This is a genomic window from Phaeovulum veldkampii DSM 11550 (assembly GCF_003034995.1).
Lineage (GTDB): Bacteria > Pseudomonadota > Alphaproteobacteria > Rhodobacterales > Rhodobacteraceae > Phaeovulum > Phaeovulum veldkampii.
On sequence record NZ_PZKF01000010.1, the window covers coordinates 70888 to 91682 of the forward strand.

The window sequence follows — 20795 nt, forward strand, 5'->3', positions numbered from 1 at the left end:
GGCTGAGCCTCAGCTTCCCGAAATCACCCGCACGTAGTTCCTGGTTTCGGCATAGGGCGGGATTCCGCCGTGCTTTTCCACCGCCTCGGGGCCTGCGTTATAGGCCGCCAGGGCAAGCCGCCAGTTGCCGAAGCGGTCATACATCATCCGCAGGTAACGCGCGCCCCCCTCAAGGTTCTGCCTCGGATCGCGCGCATTCACCCCCAGCAGCGCCGCGGTGCCTGGCATCAATTGCGCCAGACCGGCCGCACCTTTGGGCGAAACCGCCCCGGCATTCCATCCGCTTTCCTGCTGCACAAGCCGCAGGAACAGATCCTCGGGCACCCCGTGCTTTTGCGCGACCGCCTTGGCATGGGCAAGATATTCGCCTTTGTAGCGCCCGGAATAACTGGGAATCAGGCCAAGGTCTGCGCCCGCGCGGGCCGACTTCGGCTTCAGCCGGGCGGAATCATCATACTGCACCGCCAACCGGGTATCCAGCAGCCGCGCCTGCGACGAAAAAATGGCCACCCTTGATTTCGACGAGGCGCCCGACAGCCGCAGCCCCTCGGCCGCAGCCAAACCCGGAACCGCCACCGCAGCGGCGACTAGCACAGCTAGACCAAGCTTCATCTCATCCCCCGGCTTCGCCCAAATACAAAATTCATACCCGAATCCGCCCGCCAGACCAGCCCCGTCGTCAGTATTGCCGGATTTTCGCGGATTGTCCCGCCGGTATTTAGGCTTTATTCACCAGCAACGTCGTTGATGGGCGCAGGATTCGGGCGGAGGATGTGATGGCAGGGTCAGTCAACAAGGTCATTCTGGTGGGCAATCTGGGCCGCGACCCCGAGGTCCGCAACTTCCCCAACGGCGGCAAGGTCTGCAACCTGCGCATCGCCACCAGCGAAACCTGGCGCGACAAACAGTCGGGCGAGCGCAAGGAAAAGACCGAATGGCATTCAGTCGCGATCTTTTCCGAACCCTTGGCCAAGATCGCAGAACAATATCTGAAAAAGGGTTCCAAGGTCTATATCGAGGGCCAGTTGGAAACCCGAAAATGGCAGGATCAGTCCGGCGCCGAACGCTATTCGACCGAGGTGGTTCTGCGCCCCTATCGCGGCGAGTTGACGCTGCTGGATGGCCGCGGTGAGGGTAGCGGTGGTGGGGGCGGCGGTTATGACGACCCCGGCGCGGCCGGTGGCTATGGCGGTGGTTCGGGTAGCGGTTCTGGAGGGGGGCGCAGCGCCCCGCAGGGCGGCGGGCGCCCTGATTTCGACGACGAAATTCCCTTCTGAACCGCCCATCCACGGGCGCGGGCTTGCATCGCGGGCCGCGCCCCACTAAGGCCAGCCCATGACCCAGCATCAGCGCCTTCTCATCATAGATTTCGGCTCTCAGGTGACGCAGCTTATCGCGCGCCGCCTGCGAGAGTTGAATGTTTACTGCGAAATCCACCCCTATCAGAACGTCACCGACGCTTTTCTGGCGGCCTTTGTGCCGCAGGCGGTGATCCTGTCGGGCGGCCCCTCCTCGGTCTTTGCCGAGGGTGCGCCGATGCCGCCCAAGGGGCTGTTCACGCTGGGGGTGCCGATCCTTGGCATCTGCTACGGCCAGCAGGTAATGATGCATTGCCTGGGTGGCAAGGTTGAACGCGGCCACGGCACCGCCGAATTTGGCCGCGCCTATGTGACCCCTGCGGGCCACAGCCTGCCGCTGCTGGAGGGGTGGTTCACCGAAGGCCGCGAACAGGTCTGGATGAGCCATGGCGACCATGTCTCTGAAATCGCGCCGGGATTTGAGGTTTATGGCACCTCGCCGAACGCACCGTTTGCGATCACGGCCGATGTGTCGCGCAACTTTTACGCGGTGCAGTTCCACCCCGAGGTGCACCACACCCCCAAGGGTGCCCGGCTTTATGAAAACTTCGTGCGGCTGGCAGGCTTTACCGGCGACTGGACGATGGGCGCCTACCGCGAGGATGCGATTGCCAAAATCCGCGCGCAGGTGGGCGATGCCAAGGTGATCTGTGGCCTGTCGGGGGGGGTCGACAGTTCGGTCGCTGCCGTTCTGATCCACGAGGCGATCGGCGATCAACTGACCTGCGTCTTTGTCGATCACGGCCTGCTGCGTCAGGGGGAGGCTCAGGACGTGGTGCGCATGTTCCGCGACCACTACAACATGCCTCTGATCCATGCCGACGAATCCGAGCTGTTCCTCGGCGCGCTTGAGGGCGTCAGCGATCCCGAAATCAAGCGCAAGACGATCGGGCGGCTGTTCATCGACGTGTTCCAGAAACACGCGCATGAGGTGGGCGGCGCCAAATTCCTTGCGCAGGGCACGCTTTACCCCGACGTGATCGAATCGGTCAGCTTCTCGGGCGGCCCCTCGGTCACGATCAAAAGCCATCACAACGTCGGCGGCCTGCCCGAAAAGATGGGCCTGAAACTGGTGGAACCGCTGCGCGAACTGTTCAAGGACGAGGTGCGCGCACTGGGCCGCGAACTCGGCCTGCCCGACAGCTTTATCGGTCGCCACCCGTTTCCCGGCCCCGGCCTCGCGATCCGCTGCCCCGGAGAGATCACCCGCGAAAAACTCGACATCCTGCGCAAGGCTGACGCGGTTTTCATCGACCAGATCCGCAAACATGGTCTTTATGATGAAATCTGGCAGGCCTTCGTGGCCATCCTGCCGGTGAAAACCGTGGGCGTGATGGGCGACGGGCGCACCTATGATTATGCCTGTGCCCTGCGCGCCGTGACCTCGGTCGATGGCATGACGGCAGATTACTACCCTTTCACCCACGAATTCCTGGGCGAAACCGCCACCCGGATCATCAACGAGGTCAAGGGCATCAATCGCTGCACCTATGACATCACCTCCAAACCCCCCGGCACGATCGAGTGGGAGTGACCCCAAAGGCCCCTTCGGGGGCCTTTTTCATGGCCAGCCCCAGTCTATAGCCAGGAAAAAGGGGGCTCGTCGCCCCCTTCATCTTGGTTCAAATATCCTCGGGGGGTGCGGGGGGCAGATGGCCCCCCGCTCTTCAACATCCGTCCCTCAGCCCGCCATCCGCTGCAAGTCGCGCCGGCCCTGCAATTCCTCGGCCACAAGGAAAGCCAGTTCCAGCGACTGGCTGGCGTTCAGCCGCGGGTCGCAGGCGGTGTGATAGCGGCTCGACAGGTCTTCGTCGGTCACCGCGCGCACGCCGCCGGTGCATTCGGTCACATCGCGGCCCGTCATCTCGAAATGCACGCCGCCGGGGATGGTGCCTTCGGCCTTGTGCACGGCAAAGAATTCGCGCACCTCGCGCAGCACCGAATCAAACGGCCGCGTCTTGTAGCCCGAGGCCGATTTGATCGTGTTGCCGTGCATCGGGTCGCAGGTCCAGACCACATTGGCGCCCTCTTCGCGCACGGTGCGGATCAGACGCGGCAGGTGCTCGCCCACGGTGCACGCGCCGAACCGCACGATCAGCGTCAGCCGGCCCGGCTCGTTCGCGGGGTTCAGCTTTTCCATCAACCGCTTCAGATCGTCGACGGTGGTCGTCGGTCCGCATTTCAGCCCGATCGGGTTTTGCACGCCCCGGCAGAATTCCACATGCGCGCCATCGACCTGTCGCGTGCGGTCGCCGATCCACAGCATGTGGCCGGACCCGGCCACGGGCAGCCCGGTGATTGAATCGATCCGGCACAAGGCCTCTTCATATTCCAGCAACAGGGCCTCGTGGCTGGTGTAGAATTCGACCGAGGCCAGCTCATGCGCGGTTTTCGAGGTCACCCCGGCGGCAGCCATGAAATCCATCGCATCGGCGATGCGCGCACCAATCTCGCGATAGCGCGCGGCCTCGTCTTCCTCGGTAAAGCCGGAAATCCAGCTTTGCACGCGGTGAATATCGGCGAATCCGCCGGTGGAAAAGGCGCGCAGCAGGTTCAGGCTCGCCGCGGCCTGGGTATAGGCTTGCAGCATCCTGGCCGGATCTGGGGTCCGCGCCTCGGGGGTGAAGTCAAAGCCGTTGATGATGTCGCCGCGATAGCTGGGCAGCTCGACCCCGCCCATCGCCTCCATCGGGGTTGATCGCGGCTTGGCAAACTGCCCCGCCATCCGCCCGACCTTGACCACCGGCACCTTGGCGCCCCAGGTCAACACGATGGCCATTTGCAGCATGACCTTGAAAGTGTCGCGGATGTTGTCGGCAGAAAATTCCGCAAAGCTCTCGGCGCAATCGCCGCCTTGCAGCAAGAACGCCTTGCCCGCCGCAACCTCGCCCAGCGTCGCCTTCAGCCGCCGCGCCTCGCCCGCAAAGACCAGCGGCGGATAGGCCGCAAGCTGCGCCTCGACGGCGGCCAGAGCCGCAGCATCGGGATAATCGGGCATCTGCACCCGCGGCTTGGCCCGCCAGTCGGCCTTCGTCCAGCCCATGGTCATCCGTCTCATCCTCCCGATCCGTCGCGGCTGGGCGTTGTATACGCGGCTCTGCGGCGCAGCGCAAACATTCGGCGCGGATGCGGGCCGCGCGTGTATCGGATACATCACGGCCCCTTGCGGGCGTTTCGGAAGCCTGATTTCTAATCATATCCGACACCCGAAGGTCGCAAATGCGCAAGCCCCTGCCCCTCGCCAACCCTGCCCCGCTGCCCCGCCACCCGGCCCCGCAAAAGCCGCGCCGTTTCGTGTTCCTGCTGCTGGACCGGTTCACCCTGATGTCCTTTGCCGGCGCGATCGAGCCGTTGCGTCTGGCCAACCGGGTTGCGGGCCGCCAGATCTACGACTGGCGGCTGGCGGGCGAAAACGGGCGCGAAGCGGTCTGTTCGAACGGCGCCGCGATCCGGCTCGACATCGGGCTGGACGAGATCGGGCGCGACGACACGGTGATGGTCTGCGGCGGCATTGACGTGGCCGAGGCCACGACCAAGCCGATCCTGAACTGGCTGCGGCGCGAGGCGCGGCGGGGCGCAGCGATCGGCGGCCTGTGCACCGGCGCCTGGGCGGTTGCCCGCGCGGGCCTGCTGGAGGGGCGGCGCGCCACCATCCACTGGGAAAACCAGGACAGTTTCAGCGAGGATTTCCCCCAGGTGCGGCTGACCAAATCGGTTTTCGTGGTCGATGGCCAGCGCATGACCACCGCGGGCGGCACCGCCTCGATCGACCTGATGCTGAAAATCATCGCCACCGACCACGGCGAGGAACTGGCCAATACGGTGGCCGATCAACTGATCTATAACGCGATCCGCACCGATCAGGACAGCCAGCGCCTGTCGATCCCAACCCGGATCGGTGTGCGCCACCCCAAGCTGGCGCAGGTGATCGGTCGGATGGAGGCCAATCTGGAAGACCCGATCAGCCCTGCCCGGCTGGCCGAAGAGGTGGGCATGTCCACCCGTCAGCTTGAACGGCTGTTCCGCCGCTATCTGAACCGCAGCCCGAAACGCTATTACATGGAAATCCGCCTGCAAAAGGCGCGCAATCTGTTGATGCAAACAGAGATGAGCGTGATCAACGTGGCGCTGGCCTGCGGCTTTGCCAGCCCCTCGCATTTTTCCAAATGCTACCGCGCGCATTATGCCACCACCCCCTACCGCGAGCGCGGATCGCAGGCTGGCCAGACCGGGGGCGCGACCGATGTGCCCGAGAAAGAGACGTGGGACGAGGCCGGGGATTAGGCGGCGGTGATCTGGCAGTATCGACAGTGCTTTTCTTTTCCGGGCGATCAAATTAACTTGCCGCTCCAGGACAACGTTCCAACATGGGAGTGATGAGATGAAGAAGCTTCTTCTGGCAACCGCCGCCTCGGCGCTGATCGCTGGCGCGGCTCAGGCCGAAGAGATCAAGCTGGGGATTTCGCTGGGCTTTACCGGCCCGCTGGAAACCATGGCGGGCCCGATGGCGCTGGGCGCGGAACTGGCGATGAAAGAGGTCTCCGACTCGGGTCTCTTGCTGGATGGCTCGACCATCGTTCCGGTGCGTTCGGATTCCACCTGTGTCGACTCGGCTGCCGCCACCGCGGGTGTGGAGCGCCTGATCACCACCGAAAAGGTCAAGGCGATTGTCGGCGGCATGTGCTCGGGCGAGGCAACGGCGTCGCTGCAAAACGTCGCCATGCCGAACGGCATCGTGATGATCTCGCCCTCGGCCACCTCGCCCGCGCTGTCCTCGCTGGAAGACAACGGCCTGTTCTTCCGCACCTCGCCGTCTGACGCGCGTCAGGGCGAAGTGATGGCCGACATCATCCTGGAAAAGGGCATCAAGTCGGTTGCCGTCACCTACACCAACAACGACTATGGCAAGGGCCTGGCCGACAGCTTTGAAGCAGCGTTCAAGGCCAAGGGCGGCACCGTGACCGTGAACGCCGCCCATGACGACGGCAAGGCCGACTATTCCGCCGAAGTCGGCGCGCTGGCCGCGGCTGGTGGCGATGCGCTGGTGGTTGCGGGCTATGTCGATCAGGGCGGTTCGGGCATCGTGCGCGGTGCGATTGATTCGGGCGCGTTCGAGACCTTCGTGTTCCCCGACGGCATGGTGGGCAGCGCCCTGGTTGAAAAGTTCGGCGCCGAAATCGACGGCTCGTTCGGCCAGAATCCGGCCTCGGGCGACGAAGGCCGCGACATCTTCCTGAAACTCGCCGAAGCTGCGGGCTTTGACGGCACCTCGGCCTATTCGGCCGAAGCCTATGACGCGGCAGCGCTGATGATGCTGGCGATGCAGGCGGCGGGCACCTCGGATGCTGCGGTCTGGAAGGACAAGGTGATGGACGTGGCCAACGCGCCTGGCGAAAAGATCCAGCCGGGCGAGTTGGCCAAGGCTCTGGAGATCATCAAGGCCGGCGGCGATGTGGACTATGTCGGCGGCGCCGCGGTTGAGCTGATCGGTTCGGGCGAAAGCGCGGGCTCGTTCCGCGAAGTCGCGATCGAGGGCGGCGAACTGAAGGTCATCGGCTATCGCTGATCAGATCGGCACTGCGAGAAACAGCCCGGAGCAATCCGGGCTGTTTCTTTGCTAACACAAGCCCATAAAGGGCGCACTTCATGCGACGCATGAAGATCGGGGGATGCATGATCCGGGTCGAGAACCTGCACAAGCATTTTGGCGGCTTTCGCGCCGTCGATGGCGCAAGCCTTGAGATTGCGACCGGCTCCATCACCGGGCTGATCGGGCCCAATGGCGCCGGAAAATCCACGTTGTTCAACGTGATCGCCGGAGTTTTGAAACCCACGTCGGGGCGTGTCACAATGGCGGGCGAGGACATCACCGGGTTGGCCCCGCATGAGTTGTTTCACAAGGGCCTGTTGCGCACATTCCAGATCGCGCACGAGTTTTCGTCGATGACGGTGCGCGAAAACCTGATGATGGTGCCCGCAGGCCAGTCCGGCGAAACGCTGTGGAACGCCTTTTTCAACCGCCGCAAGATCCGCGACGAAGAACAGGCGCTGCTGCGAAAGGCCGACGAGGTGCTTGATTTCCTGACGATTTCGCATTTGCGCGATGAGCGTGCCGGAAATCTGTCGGGCGGGCAGAAAAAGCTGCTGGAACTGGGCCGCACGATGATGGTCGATGCGAAGATCGTGTTTCTGGACGAGGTCGGCGCGGGCGTGAACCGCACCCTCCTCAACACCATCGGCGATGCCATCGTGCGGCTGAACCGCGAACGCGGCTATACGTTCTGCGTGATCGAACACGACATGGACTTTATCGGGCGGCTCTGTGACCCGGTGATCGTGATGGCCGAGGGCAAGGTTCTGGCCGAGGGACCGGCTGCTCACATCATGGAAAACGAAGCGGTGATCGAGGCTTATCTGGGCACCGGGCTGAAAAACAAGGTCAAGGCGGGGGGCGCGGCATGAGCTTTCTAGATGCCTCCGGCATGACCGGCGGCTATGGCGCCGCCGATATTCTGCACGGCTGCACGCTAAAGGTCGAAAAGGGCCAGATCGCGGTGATCGTGGGGCCGAACGGCGCGGGCAAATCCACCGCGATGAAGGCGGTTTTCGGAATGCTGCGGCTGCGTGGCGGCCATGTGAAACTGGATGGCGAGGATATCACCGCCCTGTCCCCGCAGGAACGCGTTGCCAAGGGCATGGGTTTTGTGCCGCAGACGCACAATGTCTTTCCGTCGATGAGCGTCGAGGAAAACCTTGAAATTGGTGCCTTCCTGCGCCGCGACGATTTCCGCCCCACCATTGACATGGTCTATGATCTGTTTCCGATCCTGCGCCAGAAGCGGCGCCAGCCCGCAGGCGAATTGTCGGGCGGCCAGCGTCAGCAGGTGGCCGTGGGCCGCGCGCTGATGACCCAGCCAAAGCTGCTGATGCTGGACGAACCCACTGCGGGCGTGTCGCCGATCGTGATGGATGAACTGTTCGACCGCATCATCGAGGTGGCGCGAACCGGAATCTCGATCCTGATGGTGGAACAGAATGCCCGCCAAGCCCTTGAAATCGCAGATATGGGATATGTTCTGGTGCAGGGCGCCAACCGTTATACCGACACCGGAGCCGCGCTGATGGCAGACCCCGATGTCCGTCGCACCTTCCTCGGGGGCTGAGGCATGGATATTCTCAACGCCCTTGTGGCGCTTCTCAACTTTGTCATCATCCCGGCCTCAAGCTATGGCGCGCAACTGGCGCTGGGGGCGCTGGGGGTGACGCTGATTTACGGCATCCTGCGGTTTTCCAACTTCGCCCATGGCGATACCATGGCCTTCGGCACCGGCGTTACAATTCTGGGCACCTGGGGCTTGCAGGCGATGGGCGTGTCGATCGCGCCGTTGCCCACCGCGCTGCTGGCCTTGCCCTTTGGTATCGCGGTGACGGCGCTTCTGGTGCTGGGCACCGACCGCGCGGTGTATCGTTTCTACCGCAAGAAGAAATCCGATCCGGTCATTCTGGTGATGGTCTCGGTCGGGGTGATGTTCATCATGAACGGCATTACCCGCTTTGTGATCGGCGTCGATGAGATCCAGTTCGACGATGGCGAGCGGTTCCTGATTTCGGCCAAGGCGTTCAAGGAAGCCACCGGCCTGGCCGAGGGGCTGTCGCTGCGCAGCACGCAGGTGATCACGGTGGTCACTGCCGTGCTGGTGGTCTGGGCTCTGTTCTGGTTCCTGAACAGCACCCGCACCGGCAAGTCGATGCGCGCCTTTTCCGACAACGAAGATCTGGCGCTGCTGTCGGGCATCAACCCCGAACGCGTGGTGGCGGTCACCTGGATCATCGCCGCGGGGCTGGCAACGATTGCGGGCACGCTTTATGGCCTTGATAAATCCTTCAAGGCATTCAACTACTTCCAGCTTCTTCTTCCGATCTTTGCGGCGGCCATCGTGGGCGGGCTTGGCAACCCGCTGGGCGCCATCGCGGGCGGCTTTATCATTGCCTTTTCCGAGGTCAGCGTGACCTATGCCTTCAAGAAGGTTGCGGGCTATCTTGGCCCCGAAGGCTGGCAGCCCGACAGCATGCTGCAACTGCTGGGCACCGAATACAAATTTGCCGTCAGCTTCGCGATCCTGATCATCGTGCTGCTGTTCAAGCCCACGGGCCTGTTCAAGGGGAAATCGGTATGACCCAGCGCAACATCCTGATGTTTGCCGCCGTTCTCGGCCTGGTTTTGTTCGAGGGGTTCACCGGCGGCTGGAACACCGCGCTCGGCATTCTGAACATGGGGCTGATCTCGGCCGTTCTCGCGCTCGGCGTGAACATGCAATGGGGCTATGCGGGGCTGTTCAACACCGGCATCGTGGGCTTTGTCGCGCTGGGCGGGCTGGCCCCGGTGCTGATCGCCCTGCCGCCCACGCCCGGCGCCTTCAATGCGGGCGGGCTGGGTCTGATCCTTGCTTTTGCGGTGGCAGCGGGGGCGGTGGCGCTGGCTGTTGTCATCAACCGCCGCGCACGCGGAGCGGTGCGGTTGCTGGCGCTGCCGGTGGTGATGGTCGCGGGCTTTTTCGCCTATCGGGCGCTGTTCGACCCGGCCGTGGCCGCGATCGAGGCGATCAACCCCTCTGCCGCGGGCAATATCGGCGGCCTCGGCCTGCCGATCCTGCTGGCTTGGCCGGTGGGCGCGCTCTTTGCCGCTGGCGCCGCCTGGGTGATCGGCAAAACCGCGCTGGGGCTGCGCTCAGACTATCTGGCCATCGCCACCCTGGGCATCGGCGAGATCATCGTGGCCGTGCTGAAGAACGAGGACTGGCTGGCCCGCGGCGTCAAGAACGTGAACGCCATTCCGCGCCCCGTGCCCTACGAGGTCGATCTGCAATCCTCGCCCGCTTTCGTGGAACGCGCTGCCAGCTTCGGGCTCGACCCGGTGACGGCCTCGACGATCGCGGTCAAACTGGCCTATACGGGGCTGTTCCTTGCCGTGCTGCTGGCGCTGGTCTGGCTGTCTGAACGGGCGCTGAAATCGCCCTGGGGCCGGATGATGCGCGCCATCCGCGACAATGAAACCGCCGCCGCGGCGATGGGCAAGAACGTGACCCGCCGCCATCTGCAGATCTTCATCATCGGCTCGGCGGTCTGCGGCCTCGCGGGCGCCATGCTGATCACGCTTGACGGTCAGATGACGCCGGGCAGCTACAACCCGCTGCGCTTCACCTTCCTCGTTTGGGTGATGGTGATCGTGGGCGGGTCTGGCAACAACTGGGGCGCGGTGCTGGGCGGCATGCTGATCTGGTATCTGTGGATCAAGGTCGAACCCTGGGGCCATGGGCTGATGGGGCTGATCACAGCGGGCATGGCCGACGGTTCGGCGATCAAGGCGCATCTGCTGGAATCGGCTGCTCATATGCGGTTGATGACGATGGGGGTGATCCTGCTTCTCGTCCTGCGCTTTGCTCCCAAGGGCCTGCTGCCCGAAAAATGACACCAAGCGCACAGCGGGGAGAGCGGCCCCCCGCCCCGTTCATCTTGGACCAAATATCCCGGGGGTCCGGGGGCAGCGCCCCCGGCTTTTCGCAGCGCGCCTAACGCCGGCTCAGCGCCTCGGCCAGAACCCCGCGCAGCAGGTCGGCCGGCACGTCGGAACAGACAAACGCCGCGCCGATTTCGCGCGCAAGGATGAAACGCATCTGCCCGTCCACCACCTTCTTGTCCTGCGCCATCAGCGCGATCAGCGCGTCAGCACCCGGCAAATCGCCCGGAATATCGGCCAGATCGGTTTTCATCCCCATCGCCCGCAGATGCGCGCGCACCCGGCTGGGGGCCTCTTGCGAACACAGGCCCATCCGCTGGCTCAGTTCAAAAGCCAGCGCGCAGCCGATCGCCACCCCCTCGCCATGCAACAGCCGGTCGCTGTATCCGGTCGCCGATTCCAGCGCGTGGCAGAAGGTATGGCCCAGGTTCAGCAGCGCCCGGTCGCCCTCCTCGGTCTCGTCCCGCGCGACGATCTCGGCCTTCATCTGGACTGAACGCGTCACCGCCCGCAGCCGTGCCGCACGGTCGCCTGCGGCCAGCGCCGGGCCGTTCGCCTCAAGCCAGTCGAAAAACGCCGCATCCCCCAGCAGCCCGTATTTCACCACTTCGCCATAGCCCGACAGAAAATCCCGCGCGGGCAGGGTTTCCAGCAGGTCGATATCGGCCAGCACAAGGCTGGGCTGGTGAAACGCCCCGATCAGGTTCTTGCCATGGGCCGAGTTGATGCCGGTCTTGCCGCCGACCGAACTATCGACCTGCGCCAGCAGCGTGGTGGGGATCTGCACGAACCGCACGCCCCGGCGCAGAACGGCGGCAGCAAAGCCCGCCAGATCGCCGATCACCCCGCCACCCAAGGCCACCACGATATCCTTGCGCTCGACCTTCTCGGCCAGCAACCAATCCACCGCGCGCGAAAACTGCGGCCAGCCCTTGGTGGCCTCGCCCGCGGGCAGCGCCAGCGCGGTCATCGCCACATCGCCCAGCCCCGCGCGCAGTGCCTCCAGATGCAGCGCGCCCACGGTTTCGTCGGTCAGCACCGCCACCCGCGGGCGGCGCAGCAAGGGCGCGATCTGCGCCCCCGCCTCGGCCAGAAGCCCGGCTCCGATCCGCACCTCATAGGCGCGGGCGCCCAGTTCCACCCGGACCGTTTCGCGCATCATGCCCCTGCCCCTTTGTGTCCTGCCGAAAATATCCCCGGCGTCACCGCCAGCGCCGCAATCACCTTGTCGGCCATGCCCTCGATGCTCAGATCGGGCTCTGCGTCAACCGCCACCTGCGCCAGCGCATAGACCGGGGCGCGCGCCTCCAGCAATGCCGCCAGCGTGGCCTTGGGGTCTGCCGTGCGCAACAGCGGGCGCGTGGTCTTGTGGCGCACCCGGCTCCACAACAGGTCCAGATCGGCCTTGAGCCAGACCGAAACCCCCTCGGCCGCGATCGCCTTGCGGTTGGCCTCGGCCAGAAACGCCCCGCCGCCGGTCGAGATCACCGCAGGCGGCCCCGCCAGCAACCGCGCCAGCACCTCTGATTCGCGCGCGCGAAAAAACCCCTCGCCGTCGCGGGCAAATATCTCGGCCACGCTGCGGTTGGCCGCGCGCACGATTTCCTCGTCGGAATCAAGAAACGCCACACCCAGCTTGCGCGCCAGTTGCGTGCCCACCGCGGTCTTGCCCGCCCCCATCATCCCCACCAGCACGACCGAACGTGCCAAAGCCGGGGGGGCGCGCCGGGGATCGGGGGCTTGGGGCGGGGTGGGGGCCATGGCATCCTTCCGGTCGCTGGGCAGGCGTCTGCGTATTGCATGGTGCAAGGCCCTGAATGGCGTGATCTTCCAAAAGATGCCATATATAATCTGAACGATCAGCCCCTGCGGCGCTGCGGCGCTGGCGCGCGGCCTGCGGGGGCGGCACAAGAACAAGGAACAGACGATGGGGCGCATGATCAAGGCAGTGGTGTATCTGGCGGTTCTGGGGGCAGTCGGCGTGGTGGGCTATGCCTATCTGGGCGACATGACGGCCACGCCCGCCGACATGCGGATTCCGGTTGTGCTGAATGTCACGAACTGACCCGAGGCTGTTCTGGCCCGGCGCGATGCTGGGGCTTGTTCTGGGCACCCTGCCCGCAGCGGCCGAGGCGCCGCTGTCGGCGATCGACTGGCTGTCGCCTTCGGTCGCCACGCCCGGCCATCCCGGTGCGGGGTCGATGTGGCGGATGACACCGATGCCGGGCGAGGCCCCGGTTGGCCCCGGCACCGCGATCGAGGATATTTCGGTCGTGGCGCTGGACCGGCCCGACCCCGAGGCTGCGGGGCTGGTGCCTGTGGCGCGTTCGGGGCTACCGCGGGGGCTGTGGGGGGTAACGCCCGAGCCCGAACTGGCCGCGCTGATGCGCAAGGAACGGCTGGACACGCTGCCCGCCATTCGCGATCTGCTGCAACTTCTGATGCTGGCGGAACTTGACCCGCCCAAGATCCGGGCACAGGGCGCCGACCGGGTCGCGGGCTCGCTGTTTCTGGCGCGGGTGGACCGGCTTCTGGATCTGGGCGCGCTGGAGCCTGCCTTTGCGCTGCTGGAACAGGCCGGCCCTGCCGACCCGGAACGGCTGCGGCGGCTCTTTGACATTGCCCTGCTGCTGGGCGAGGAGGACCGCGCCTGCGCGATGATGAGCCGCACCCCCGGCATCGCCCCGGCGCCGCCTGCTCGCATCTATTGTCTGGCGCGCGCGGGGGACTGGGGGGCGGCGGAACTGGCGCTGACCACCGGGCGCGGGCTGGGGGCCTTTGACCCGGCAACCGAACTGCTGCTGGAACATTTCCTTGACCCGGAACTGGCCGAGGAGGGCGGCGATCTGCCCTTCCCCGAGCGGCCCTCGCCGCTGACGTTCCGCATGATGGAGGCGATCGGCCAGCCTTTGGCCACCACCGGGCTGCCGGTGGCCTTTGCACAGGCCGATCTGCGCGCCAATACCGGCTGGAAAGCACGAATCGAGGCGGCAGAACGGCTGGCGCGGCTGGGGTCAATCGACGCCAACCAGGTGCTGGGGCTTTACACCGAACGCGCGGCGGCGGCTTCGGGCGGGGTCTGGGACCGGGTGGCGGCGGTGGCGGCCCTGGATCAGGCCCTGACGGCAGGCGACGCGGCCGCTGTGGCCCGAGCCCTGCCCCCTGCCCATGACGCGATGAAGCGGATCGACCTGTTGCCCTATCTGGCTGCGCTTTATGCCCCCCAACTCACGGCGCTGGCGCTGCCGCCCGAGGCGGCGGGCCTGGCCTTTCGCCTGGGGCTGTTGTCCGAGCGGTATGAAACCGTCGCGCGCGACCACCGCCCCGCCGACCCGACCGAGGCGTTCCTGATCGGGCTGGCGCAGGGGAACACGGCGGGGCTGGAACCGCCCGATGCGCGGGCCGCGGCGCTCAAGGCGGTGTTTGACAGCCCTGCCCTCATCGTGACCGAACGATATGCGGCCCTGATGTCGGAGGATCGGCTGGGCGAGGCTTTGCTGCGCGCGGCCGAAGATGTGACCGACGGCGCGCGCGGCGATGACCGGCGCATCGCCTTTGGTCTGACGGTGCTGCGCGCGGCAGGGCTGGAACGCGTCGCGCGCCGCGCCGCGCTGGAACTGATGCTGCTGGAGCGGCGCGGATGACGCCCGAGGCGCGCTGGATTTCGGCCTTTCTGGAAAGCCAGACCGCCGAGGCGGGGGCCGCGCGCAACACCGCGCTGGCCTATGGCCGCGACCTGTCCGATTTCGCGGGCTGGCTGACGCATCGCGGGCTGACGCTGGGCGGGGCCACACGCGACGATGTGGAACGCTATCTGATTTCCTGCGAGGCCGAGGGCTTGGCAAAATCGACCCGCGCGCGGCGGCTGTCGGCGATCCGCCAGCTTTACCGCTTTGCCTATGACGAGGGCTGGCGCACCGACAACCCGGCGATCCGCATCGCCGGGCCGGGGCGCGACCAACGGCTGCCGAAATCGCTGAGCCTGACCGAGGTCGAGGCGCTGCTGGCGGCGGCGCGCGGGCTGGGGCGGACCCCGGCCGAACGGCTGCGCAACGCCTGTCTGATGGAACTGCTGTACGCCACCGGCATGCGGGTCAGCGAATTGGTTGGGCTGCCGGTCTCGGCCAGCCGCGGCGATCCGGCAATGCTGTTGATCCGCGGCAAGGGCGGCAAGGAACGGATGGTGCCGCTGTCGCCGCCCGCGCGTGTGGCGCTGGCCGACTGGCTGCGGGTCCGCGATGCCGCCGAGGATGAGGCGCGGATCGCCCACCGCGCCGCGCCCTCGAAATACCTGTTTCCAGGTCCGGGGGCCGAGGGGCATCTGACCCGTCAGGGCTTTCATGGCATGCTCAAGGATATCGCGGTGACGGCGGGAATTTCTCCGGCGCGGGTCACGCCGCATGTGCTGCGCCATGCCTTTGCCACGCATCTGCTGGCCGGGGGCGCCGATCTGCGCGCCATCCAGATGCTGCTGGGGCATGCCGACCTGTCCACGACCGAAATCTACACCCATGTTCTGGAAGACCGCCTGCGCGATCTGGTGCTGAGCCGTCACCCGCTGGCCCGCCCCGGCCCTTGATCGGCCACCTGTCGCATAGTACCTCAATCTGCCCGCATCGGGCCAAATGGATCGCAGATGGAACCCTCGTCATTACCCGCGTTTCTGGATACTGCCTTCTGGCTGACCGCCGGGGCGATTTTTGTTCTGCTGATGATGTCGGCTTTCTTTTCAGGCTCGGAAACCGCACTGACGGCATCGTCGCGGGCCAAGCTGCGGTCACGCGCAGACAGGGGCGACCGCGGCGCCGATGCGGCGCTGCTGGTGACCGAAGACAGCGAGCGGCTGATCGGGGCAATCCTGCTGGGCAACAACGTGGTCAACATCCTGTCGGCCTCATTGGCCACGGCGCTGCTGACGCGAATTTTCGGTGACAGCGGCGTGGCTTTTGCGACGCTGGGGATGACGGCGCTGGTGCTGATCTTTTCCGAGGTGCTGCCGAAAACCTACGCGATCACCGACCCCGAAACCGTCGCCGCGCGGGTGGCCCGCCCGATCCGGCTGTTGACAAAGGTTCTGGCGCCGGTGGTCGGCGTGGTGCGCGCCATCGTGCGGGGGTTGCTGTGGGTGTTCGGGGTGCGCACCTCGGCCGATCAGCACATGTTTTCGGTGCAAGATGAAATCGCCGGGGCGCTGGCGATCGGCGCCGAGGAGGGCACGGTGCAAAAGGAAGACCGTGACCGCCTGCTGGGCGCGCTCGATCTGGGCAACCGCACCGTCGAAGAGATCATGCGCCACCGCTCGGGAATCGAGATGATCGACGCCGACGCCCCGTCCGAGCAGATCCTGGCGCATGTCGTCAATTCGGCGCATACCCGGCTGCCGCTGTATCGGGGCGAGCGGGAAAATGTCGTGGGGGTGATCCATTCCAAGGATCTGCTGCGCGCGGTGGAAAAGCTGACGCGTGAGGATCAGGGCAATCTGGCCACGTTGCACGATCTGGATGTGCTCAAGGTGGCGATGCAGCCCTATTTCGTGCCCGAAACCACATCGCTTGATGAACAGATGCGCGAGTTTCTGAAACGGCGCACCCATTTTGCGCTGGTGGTCGATGAATATGGCGACCTCAAGGGGCTGATCACGCTGGAGGATATTCTTGAGGAAATCGTGGGCGAGATCGCCGACGAATTCGACATGGACGCCGATCTGGCGCTGAAGCCGAACGAGGCGGGCGATTATCTGGTCGAAGGCGCAATGACGATCCGCGACCTGAACCGCGCGATGGACTGGTCCCTGCCCGACGACGAGGCCAACACGCTGGCGGGCCTTGTCATCCACGAGGCGCAGATGATCCCGACCGAGGGGCAGGTGTTTTCCTTCCACGGCTTCCGCTTTGAGGTGACGGGCCGCAAGGACAACCGCATCACCAAGCTGAAAATCCGCCCTCTGTAACGCGGTCCCTAGCGCACAGGCTGGGCGCGTTCGACCAGACGGGCAAAAAAGCTGGCGCCCACCGGGGCCACCGCATCGTTGAAGTCATAGGCAGGGTGGTGCAGCCCGGCCCCCGGCCCCTGCCCCAGAAACAGATAGGCGCCGGGGCGGGCCTGCAACATGTAGGAAAAATCCTCGGCCCCCATCTCGCGGTCGGCGGTGGCGTTCACGCCCGTCTCGCCCGCGACCTCGGCGGCGACGGCGGCGGCAAAGGCGGTGCTGGCGGGGTCGTTCACGGTGGCGGGGTAGCCTTCGGTATAGTCCAGCCGCGCAGTCACGTCATAGGCGGCGGCCTGACCGGCCACGATCTGCGCCATGCGGCGCATCACCATGGCCTTCACCGCCGGGTCAAAGCTGCGAACGGTGCCGCAGATATAGGCTGTATCGGGCACGATGTTGTCGGCCGATCCGGTGTGGATCTGTGTCACCGACACCACCAGATCGTCCAGCGCCCGGTGGTTGCGGCTGACGATGGTCTGGATCGCCGCGACCATGCCTACCGCTGCCACCACCGGATCGGCGGTTTCATGCGGCATCGCACCATGGCCACCGCGACCTTGCAGATGGATCTCGAACGTATCCACCGCCGCCATCAGCGGGCCGGGACAGGTGGCAAAGCTGCCCTCGGGCTGATTGGGGCTGTTGTGGATGCCATAAACCTGCGTGATGCCGAACCGGTCGAAGATCCCTTCGGCCACCATCACCCCGGCGCCGCCGCCCGCTTCCTCGGCCGGCTGGAAGATCAGCGCGACCCGGCCCGCGAAATTGCGCGTTTCGCACAGGTATTTCGCAGCCCCCAGCAGCATTGTGGTATGACCGTCATGGCCGCAGGCATGCATCCTGCCCGGCACCTCCGAGGCGTGGGGGGCGCCGGTGATCTCGGTGATGGGCAGTGCATCCATATCGGCGCGCAGCCCGATCGTGGGGCCCGCGCCCTGCCCCTTGATGATCGCCACGATCCCGGTTTGCGCGATCCCCTCGTGCAGCTCATCCACGCCGAATTCGCGCAGCCGTGCGGCAACGAAGGCCGCGGTTTCGTGGCACGCAAAGCCCAGTTCCGGGCGGCGGTGCAGCGCGCGGCGCCATTCGGTCATCTCGGGGGCAAGGGCGGCGATGCGGTTCAGAACGGGCATTGCTATCAGGTCCGGCGATTGGAAGGATCGGCGGCATCAGAACCGGATCGGACCGGGCTTTGCAATGACAAACGGCTTTGCTGCCCGCGCTTCCTCTGCCCCGGCGTCTTGCCTTGGCCGTCGCAACGGCTAGGGTGCCGCCAGCAATGCAGGAGCGCCCATGACATCGCCATCCGATCAGCTTGTTCACGACCCCGACGGCGGGATGCCGCGTTTGCTGGAAATCATGCGCCGCCTGCGCGACCCGGCGACCGGCTGCCCCTGGGACATCGAACAAAGCTTTGCCACCATCGCCCCCTACACCATCGAAGAGGCACATGAGGTGGCCGATGCGATCGAGCGCGCCGCCTGGGCCGAATTGCCGGGCGAACTGGGCGATCTGTTGTTGCAGGTGGTCTATCACGCGCAGATGGCCGAGGAAGCGGGGCTGTTCGATTTCGCCACCGTCGTGCGCGGGATCGCCGACAAGATGGTGGCGCGGCACCCGCATGTCTTTGGTTCCGAAAGCCGCGAGAAAAGCGCCCTGCAGCAGACCGCCGACTGGGAGCGGATCAAGGCCGCCGAGCGCGGCGCGCGGGCGGGCGTGCTGGAGGGGGTGGCGCTGGGCCTGCCCGCGCTGACGCGGGCGGTCAAGCTGCAAAACCGCGCCGCGCGGGTGGGGTTTGACTGGCCCGTGATCGGGCAGGTGGTGGACAAGATCGTCGAGGAAGCCGCCGAACTGGTCGAGGCGCGCGATCATCTCGCCCCCGAGGCGATGGCCGAGGAATTCGGGGATCTGCTGTTCGTAATGGCCAATCTTGCGCGGCATCTGGGCGTGGACCCGGAGGCGGCGCTGCGCGGGACAAACGCCAAATTCACCCGCCGGTTTGGCGCGATCGAGGCCGCGCTGGCGGCCGAGGGGCGCAAATGCACCGACAGCACGCTAGAGGAGATGGACGCGCTGTGGAACGCCGCCAAGCGCGCCGAACGCGGCGCGGGTTGAACAGGCTTCGCGGTGCGCCCGCCTAGAGCAGCGCCTTGCGCAGCATGTTCAGCGCGACCACTGCCAGAAACAGAGCAAAAATGCGTTTCAGCGGCTTTGGGTCCAGCCGATGCGCCAGCGCCGCGCCCCAGGGCGCGGTGATCAGCGTCATCGAGATCACGATCAGAAAGGCCGGGATATTGACCGCCCCCAGCGTGAACGGCGGCGCTGCCGCGACCGGCACAAACAGGAACGCCGCCACCGCAGGCGCCGCAATGGCGATGCCAAACCCCGCCGCCGTCGCCACGGCGCGGTGAATCGGCGTGCCGTAAAGCGTCATCAAGGGCACCGCGAACGAGCCGCCGCCGATCCCCATCAACACCGACAAAAAGCCGATCAGGGGGGCAAAACTCCACCTTGCGGCGCCGCCGGGCATCTGATTGCCCAGCCGCCAGTCGGCTCGGCCAAAGGCCATGTAAAGCGCGATCAGAAAGGCCAGCCCGCCAAAGATCGCCTGCAACGTCCGCGTGGACAGCCCCGCGACAACCACAACCCCCACCAGCGCCCCCAGCGCAATGCCCGGCGCATAGCCCCGCAGGATCGGCCACAGCACCGCACCCTTGCGATGGTGCGCCGCCACCGACCGCGCCGAGGTGACGACGATGGTGGCCAGCGATGTGGCCAGACAGACCTGCATCACATGATCGGACCCATAGCCCATTGCCGAGAACAGCCAGAAAAACGCAGGCACCAGAACGATGCCGCCGCCCACGCCCAGCAGCCCCGCCAGAACCCCGGCCACAGCCCCCACCGCCATCAGCGTGGCAATCATCGGCGCAAGCGTGGCTAGATCGGGCATCAGTGTCCTCCGGGCGGTTTGGCCAGCCTTAGCGCGGGCATGGGTGCAGGGCCAGTGCCCTCAGCCGACCTCGGCCAGCGCCGCGTCGTAAAGCCCAAGCCCCGCGCCTTCGGCGGTGCCGCCCTCGGACAGCACCCGCCGCCAGCCGCGCGCGCCGGGGCGGCCGTGAAACAGACCCAGCATGTGGCGGGTGATCTGATGCAGCCGCCCGCCCGCCTCCAGATGCGCCGCGATCAGCGGGCGCATGGCGCGCGCCACCGCAAAGGCATCGTTCGGGGGGCCATCGTCAAAGATCAGCGCATCGGCAGCGCCCAGAATGTTGAACGGTTCGTAATAGGCCGCGCGCCCGATCATCACCCCGTCCAGCCCCTGCGCCAACAGCGCCTGCGCCTCAGCCAGGCTCCCGATACCACCGTTGATCGAGATGTGCAGATCGGGGAAGGCGCGTTTCATCGCCACCACCAGCGGATAATCCAGCGGCGGAATATCGCGGTTCTGCCGGGGGTTCAGCCCCTGAAGCCAGGCCTTGCGCGCGTGGATGATGACGCGGCGCACCCCTGCCCCGCGGATCGTTTCCAGAAATCGCGGCAATATCTCGGCTGGCTCCTGATCGTCCACGCCGATGCGACATTTTACCGTCACCTCAACCGGGCTTTCCGCGATCATTTCCGCCACACATTCGGCCACCAGATTGGGCGTTTTCATCAGCACCGCGCCAAAGGCACCCGATTGCACCCGATCAGACGGGCAGCCGCAGTTCAGGTTGATCTCGTCATACCCCCAGCCCGCCGCAATCCGGGTGGCCGCGCGCAACTCGGCCGGGTTTGACCCGCCCAGTTGCAGTGCCACCGGCCCGTCGCCGGCATGACCCAGCAACCGCTCCTGCTCGCCGTGGATCACCGCCGGGGCGGTGACCATTTCGGTGTAAAGCAGCGCATTACGGCTGATCTGCCGGTGAAACAGCCGACAGTTGCGGTC

20 protein-coding genes are annotated in these 20795 nt (G+C 65.7%); 13 read left to right on the forward strand and 7 right to left on the reverse strand.

The annotated features are described in order from the left end of the window. Window positions 1-9 precede the first annotated feature (9 nt). Complete coding sequence (locus C5F46_RS06155) at window positions 10-612, reverse strand: lytic transglycosylase domain-containing protein (protein ID WP_107324480.1); 603 nt, start codon at window positions 610-612, stop codon at window positions 10-12. 164 nt (window positions 613-776) lie between these two features. Between C5F46_RS06155 and ssb the strand changes: the two genes are divergently transcribed. Together ssb and guaA are read left to right on the forward strand one after the other, a co-directional pair. After that, window positions 777-1277 (forward strand): single-stranded DNA-binding protein, encoded by a 501-nt coding sequence (gene ssb / locus C5F46_RS06160; protein WP_107324481.1) that lies wholly within the window; start codon window positions 777-779, stop codon window positions 1275-1277. Between the two features lie 58 nt (window positions 1278-1335). After that, entirely contained in the window at window positions 1336-2892 is a 1557-nt protein-coding gene (guaA, locus tag C5F46_RS06165; protein WP_107324482.1) for a glutamine-hydrolyzing GMP synthase, read from the forward strand. A 147-nt stretch (window positions 2893-3039) separates the two neighbouring features. On the opposite strand, the gene C5F46_RS06170 is transcribed toward guaA, so the two are convergent. Then, complete coding sequence (locus tag C5F46_RS06170) at window positions 3040-4407, reverse strand: class II 3-deoxy-7-phosphoheptulonate synthase (RefSeq protein ID WP_107324483.1); 1368 nt, start codon at window positions 4405-4407, stop codon at window positions 3040-3042. Between the two features lie 170 nt (window positions 4408-4577). Here C5F46_RS06170 and C5F46_RS06175 point away from each other — a divergent pair, with 170 nt between their 5' ends. The 6 genes from C5F46_RS06175 to C5F46_RS06200 all read left to right on the forward strand — a co-directional run bounded on the left by C5F46_RS06175 (window position 4578) and on the right by C5F46_RS06200 (window position 10827). Continuing rightward, the gene (locus C5F46_RS06175) at window positions 4578-5642 is read left to right on the forward strand and encodes a GlxA family transcriptional regulator (RefSeq protein ID WP_107324484.1); all 1065 of its coding nucleotides are present in this window, start codon (window positions 4578-4580) and stop codon (window positions 5640-5642) included. A gap of 97 nt (window positions 5643-5739) precedes the next feature. Beyond that, window positions 5740-6924, forward strand: coding sequence for an ABC transporter substrate-binding protein (locus C5F46_RS06180; RefSeq protein ID WP_107324485.1), 1185 nt, complete (start codon window positions 5740-5742; stop codon window positions 6922-6924). A gap of 107 nt (window positions 6925-7031) precedes the next feature. Further along, a complete protein-coding gene (locus tag C5F46_RS06185) occupies window positions 7032-7820 on the forward strand; it encodes an ABC transporter ATP-binding protein (RefSeq protein WP_107324505.1) in 789 nt (262 codons plus the stop codon). Next, window positions 7817-8521 carry an ABC transporter ATP-binding protein gene (locus tag C5F46_RS06190; RefSeq protein ID WP_107324486.1) on the forward strand — a complete coding sequence of 235 codons (705 nt, stop codon included), beginning with the start codon at window positions 7817-7819 and terminating at the stop codon, window positions 8519-8521. The genes C5F46_RS06185 and C5F46_RS06190 overlap by 4 nt, the downstream gene beginning before the upstream one ends. A 3-nt stretch (window positions 8522-8524) precedes the next feature. Next, window positions 8525-9535 (forward strand): branched-chain amino acid ABC transporter permease, encoded by a 1011-nt coding sequence (locus tag C5F46_RS06195; protein ID WP_107324487.1) that lies wholly within the window; start codon window positions 8525-8527, stop codon window positions 9533-9535. Then, on the forward strand, window positions 9532-10827 hold the full coding sequence (locus tag C5F46_RS06200) for a branched-chain amino acid ABC transporter permease (protein WP_107324488.1): 1296 nt from the start codon (window positions 9532-9534) through the stop codon (window positions 10825-10827). The genes C5F46_RS06195 and C5F46_RS06200 overlap by 4 nt, the downstream gene beginning before the upstream one ends. Window positions 10828-10927: 100 nt before the next feature. Here the strand turns inward: C5F46_RS06200 and aroB are convergent, their stop codons facing one another. Together aroB and C5F46_RS06210 are read right to left on the reverse strand one after the other, a co-directional pair. Beyond that, window positions 10928-12037, reverse strand: a complete 1110-nt coding sequence (gene aroB, locus C5F46_RS06205; protein WP_107324489.1) for a 3-dehydroquinate synthase — start codon at window positions 12035-12037, stop codon at window positions 10928-10930. Next, on the reverse strand, window positions 12034-12636 hold the full coding sequence (locus tag C5F46_RS06210) for a shikimate kinase (RefSeq protein WP_107324506.1): 603 nt from the start codon (window positions 12634-12636) through the stop codon (window positions 12034-12036). Before C5F46_RS06210 ends, aroB begins: the two co-directional genes overlap by 4 nt. A gap of 166 nt (window positions 12637-12802) precedes the next feature. Here C5F46_RS06210 and C5F46_RS16600 point away from each other — a divergent pair, with 166 nt between their 5' ends. The 4 genes from C5F46_RS16600 to C5F46_RS06225 are packed head-to-tail and all read left to right on the forward strand — an operon-like array spanning window position 12803 to window position 16825. After that, a complete protein-coding gene (locus C5F46_RS16600; RefSeq protein ID WP_168796851.1) occupies window positions 12803-12940 on the forward strand; it encodes a hypothetical protein in 138 nt (45 codons plus the stop codon). Next, window positions 12927-14519, forward strand: a complete 1593-nt coding sequence (locus tag C5F46_RS06215) for a hypothetical protein (RefSeq protein ID WP_235820099.1) — start codon at window positions 12927-12929, stop codon at window positions 14517-14519. Before C5F46_RS16600 ends, C5F46_RS06215 begins: the two co-directional genes overlap by 14 nt. Beyond that, a complete protein-coding gene (locus C5F46_RS06220; protein ID WP_107324491.1) occupies window positions 14516-15454 on the forward strand; it encodes a site-specific tyrosine recombinase XerD in 939 nt (312 codons plus the stop codon). Before C5F46_RS06215 ends, C5F46_RS06220 begins: the two co-directional genes overlap by 4 nt. A gap of 57 nt (window positions 15455-15511) precedes the next feature. Continuing rightward, window positions 15512-16825: an HlyC/CorC family transporter gene (locus tag C5F46_RS06225; RefSeq protein ID WP_107324492.1), complete on the forward strand. Its 1314-nt coding sequence runs from the start codon at window positions 15512-15514 to the stop codon at window positions 16823-16825. A gap of 8 nt (window positions 16826-16833) precedes the next feature. Here C5F46_RS06225 and C5F46_RS06230 read toward each other — a convergent pair whose 3' ends face one another. Further along, a complete protein-coding gene (locus C5F46_RS06230) occupies window positions 16834-17997 on the reverse strand; it encodes a M20 aminoacylase family protein (protein WP_107324493.1) in 1164 nt (387 codons plus the stop codon). Window positions 17998-18157: 160 nt separating this feature from the next. On the opposite strand from C5F46_RS06230, the gene mazG reads away from it, so the two are divergent. Continuing rightward, entirely contained in the window at window positions 18158-18979 is an 822-nt protein-coding gene (gene mazG / locus C5F46_RS06235; RefSeq protein ID WP_107324494.1) for a nucleoside triphosphate pyrophosphohydrolase, read from the forward strand. A 22-nt stretch (window positions 18980-19001) separates the two neighbouring features. Here mazG and C5F46_RS06240 read toward each other — a convergent pair whose 3' ends face one another. Next, a complete protein-coding gene (locus C5F46_RS06240) occupies window positions 19002-19817 on the reverse strand; it encodes a sulfite exporter TauE/SafE family protein (protein ID WP_107324495.1) in 816 nt (271 codons plus the stop codon). 60 nt (window positions 19818-19877) lie between these two features. After that, window positions 19878-20795: tRNA dihydrouridine(20/20a) synthase DusA (dusA, locus tag C5F46_RS06245; RefSeq protein WP_107324496.1), on the reverse strand; the 918-nt coding region annotated here is incomplete at its 5' end.

Excerpts from the sequence above, each read along its gene's own strand:
- C5F46_RS06175 (WP_107324484.1), top strand. The coding sequence starts at position 4,578 with ATGCGCAAGCCCCTGCCCCTCGCCAACCCTGCCCCGCTGCCCCGCCAC.
- C5F46_RS06185 (WP_107324505.1), top strand. The coding sequence starts at position 7,032 with ATGATCCGGGTCGAGAACCTGCACAAGCATTTTGGCGGCTTTCGCGCC.
- C5F46_RS16600 (WP_168796851.1), top strand. The coding sequence starts at position 12,803 with ATGGGGCGCATGATCAAGGCAGTGGTGTATCTGGCGGTTCTGGGGGCA.
- mazG (WP_107324494.1), top strand. The coding sequence starts at position 18,158 with ATGACATCGCCATCCGATCAGCTTGTTCACGACCCCGACGGCGGGATG.
- C5F46_RS06210 (WP_107324506.1), bottom strand. The coding sequence starts at position 12,636 with ATGGCCCCCACCCCGCCCCAAGCCCCCGATCCCCGGCGCGCCCCCCCG.
- guaA (WP_107324482.1), top strand. The coding sequence starts at position 1,336 with ATGACCCAGCATCAGCGCCTTCTCATCATAGATTTCGGCTCTCAGGTG.
- C5F46_RS06230 (WP_107324493.1), bottom strand. The coding sequence starts at position 17,997 with ATGCCCGTTCTGAACCGCATCGCCGCCCTTGCCCCCGAGATGACCGAA.
- C5F46_RS06180 (WP_107324485.1), top strand. The coding sequence starts at position 5,740 with ATGAAGAAGCTTCTTCTGGCAACCGCCGCCTCGGCGCTGATCGCTGGC.
- C5F46_RS06170 (WP_107324483.1), bottom strand. The coding sequence starts at position 4,407 with ATGACCATGGGCTGGACGAAGGCCGACTGGCGGGCCAAGCCGCGGGTG.
- C5F46_RS06155 (WP_107324480.1), bottom strand. The coding sequence starts at position 612 with ATGAAGCTTGGTCTAGCTGTGCTAGTCGCCGCTGCGGTGGCGGTTCCG.
- aroB (WP_107324489.1), bottom strand. The coding sequence starts at position 12,037 with ATGATGCGCGAAACGGTCCGGGTGGAACTGGGCGCCCGCGCCTATGAG.
- C5F46_RS06195 (WP_107324487.1), top strand. The coding sequence starts at position 8,525 with ATGGATATTCTCAACGCCCTTGTGGCGCTTCTCAACTTTGTCATCATC.
- C5F46_RS06220 (WP_107324491.1), top strand. The coding sequence starts at position 14,516 with ATGACGCCCGAGGCGCGCTGGATTTCGGCCTTTCTGGAAAGCCAGACC.
- C5F46_RS06190 (WP_107324486.1), top strand. The coding sequence starts at position 7,817 with ATGAGCTTTCTAGATGCCTCCGGCATGACCGGCGGCTATGGCGCCGCC.
- C5F46_RS06215 (WP_235820099.1), top strand. The coding sequence starts at position 12,927 with ATGTCACGAACTGACCCGAGGCTGTTCTGGCCCGGCGCGATGCTGGGG.
- ssb (WP_107324481.1), top strand. The coding sequence starts at position 777 with ATGGCAGGGTCAGTCAACAAGGTCATTCTGGTGGGCAATCTGGGCCGC.
- C5F46_RS06240 (WP_107324495.1), bottom strand. The coding sequence starts at position 19,817 with ATGCCCGATCTAGCCACGCTTGCGCCGATGATTGCCACGCTGATGGCG.
- C5F46_RS06225 (WP_107324492.1), top strand. The coding sequence starts at position 15,512 with ATGGAACCCTCGTCATTACCCGCGTTTCTGGATACTGCCTTCTGGCTG.
- C5F46_RS06200 (WP_107324488.1), top strand. The coding sequence starts at position 9,532 with ATGACCCAGCGCAACATCCTGATGTTTGCCGCCGTTCTCGGCCTGGTT.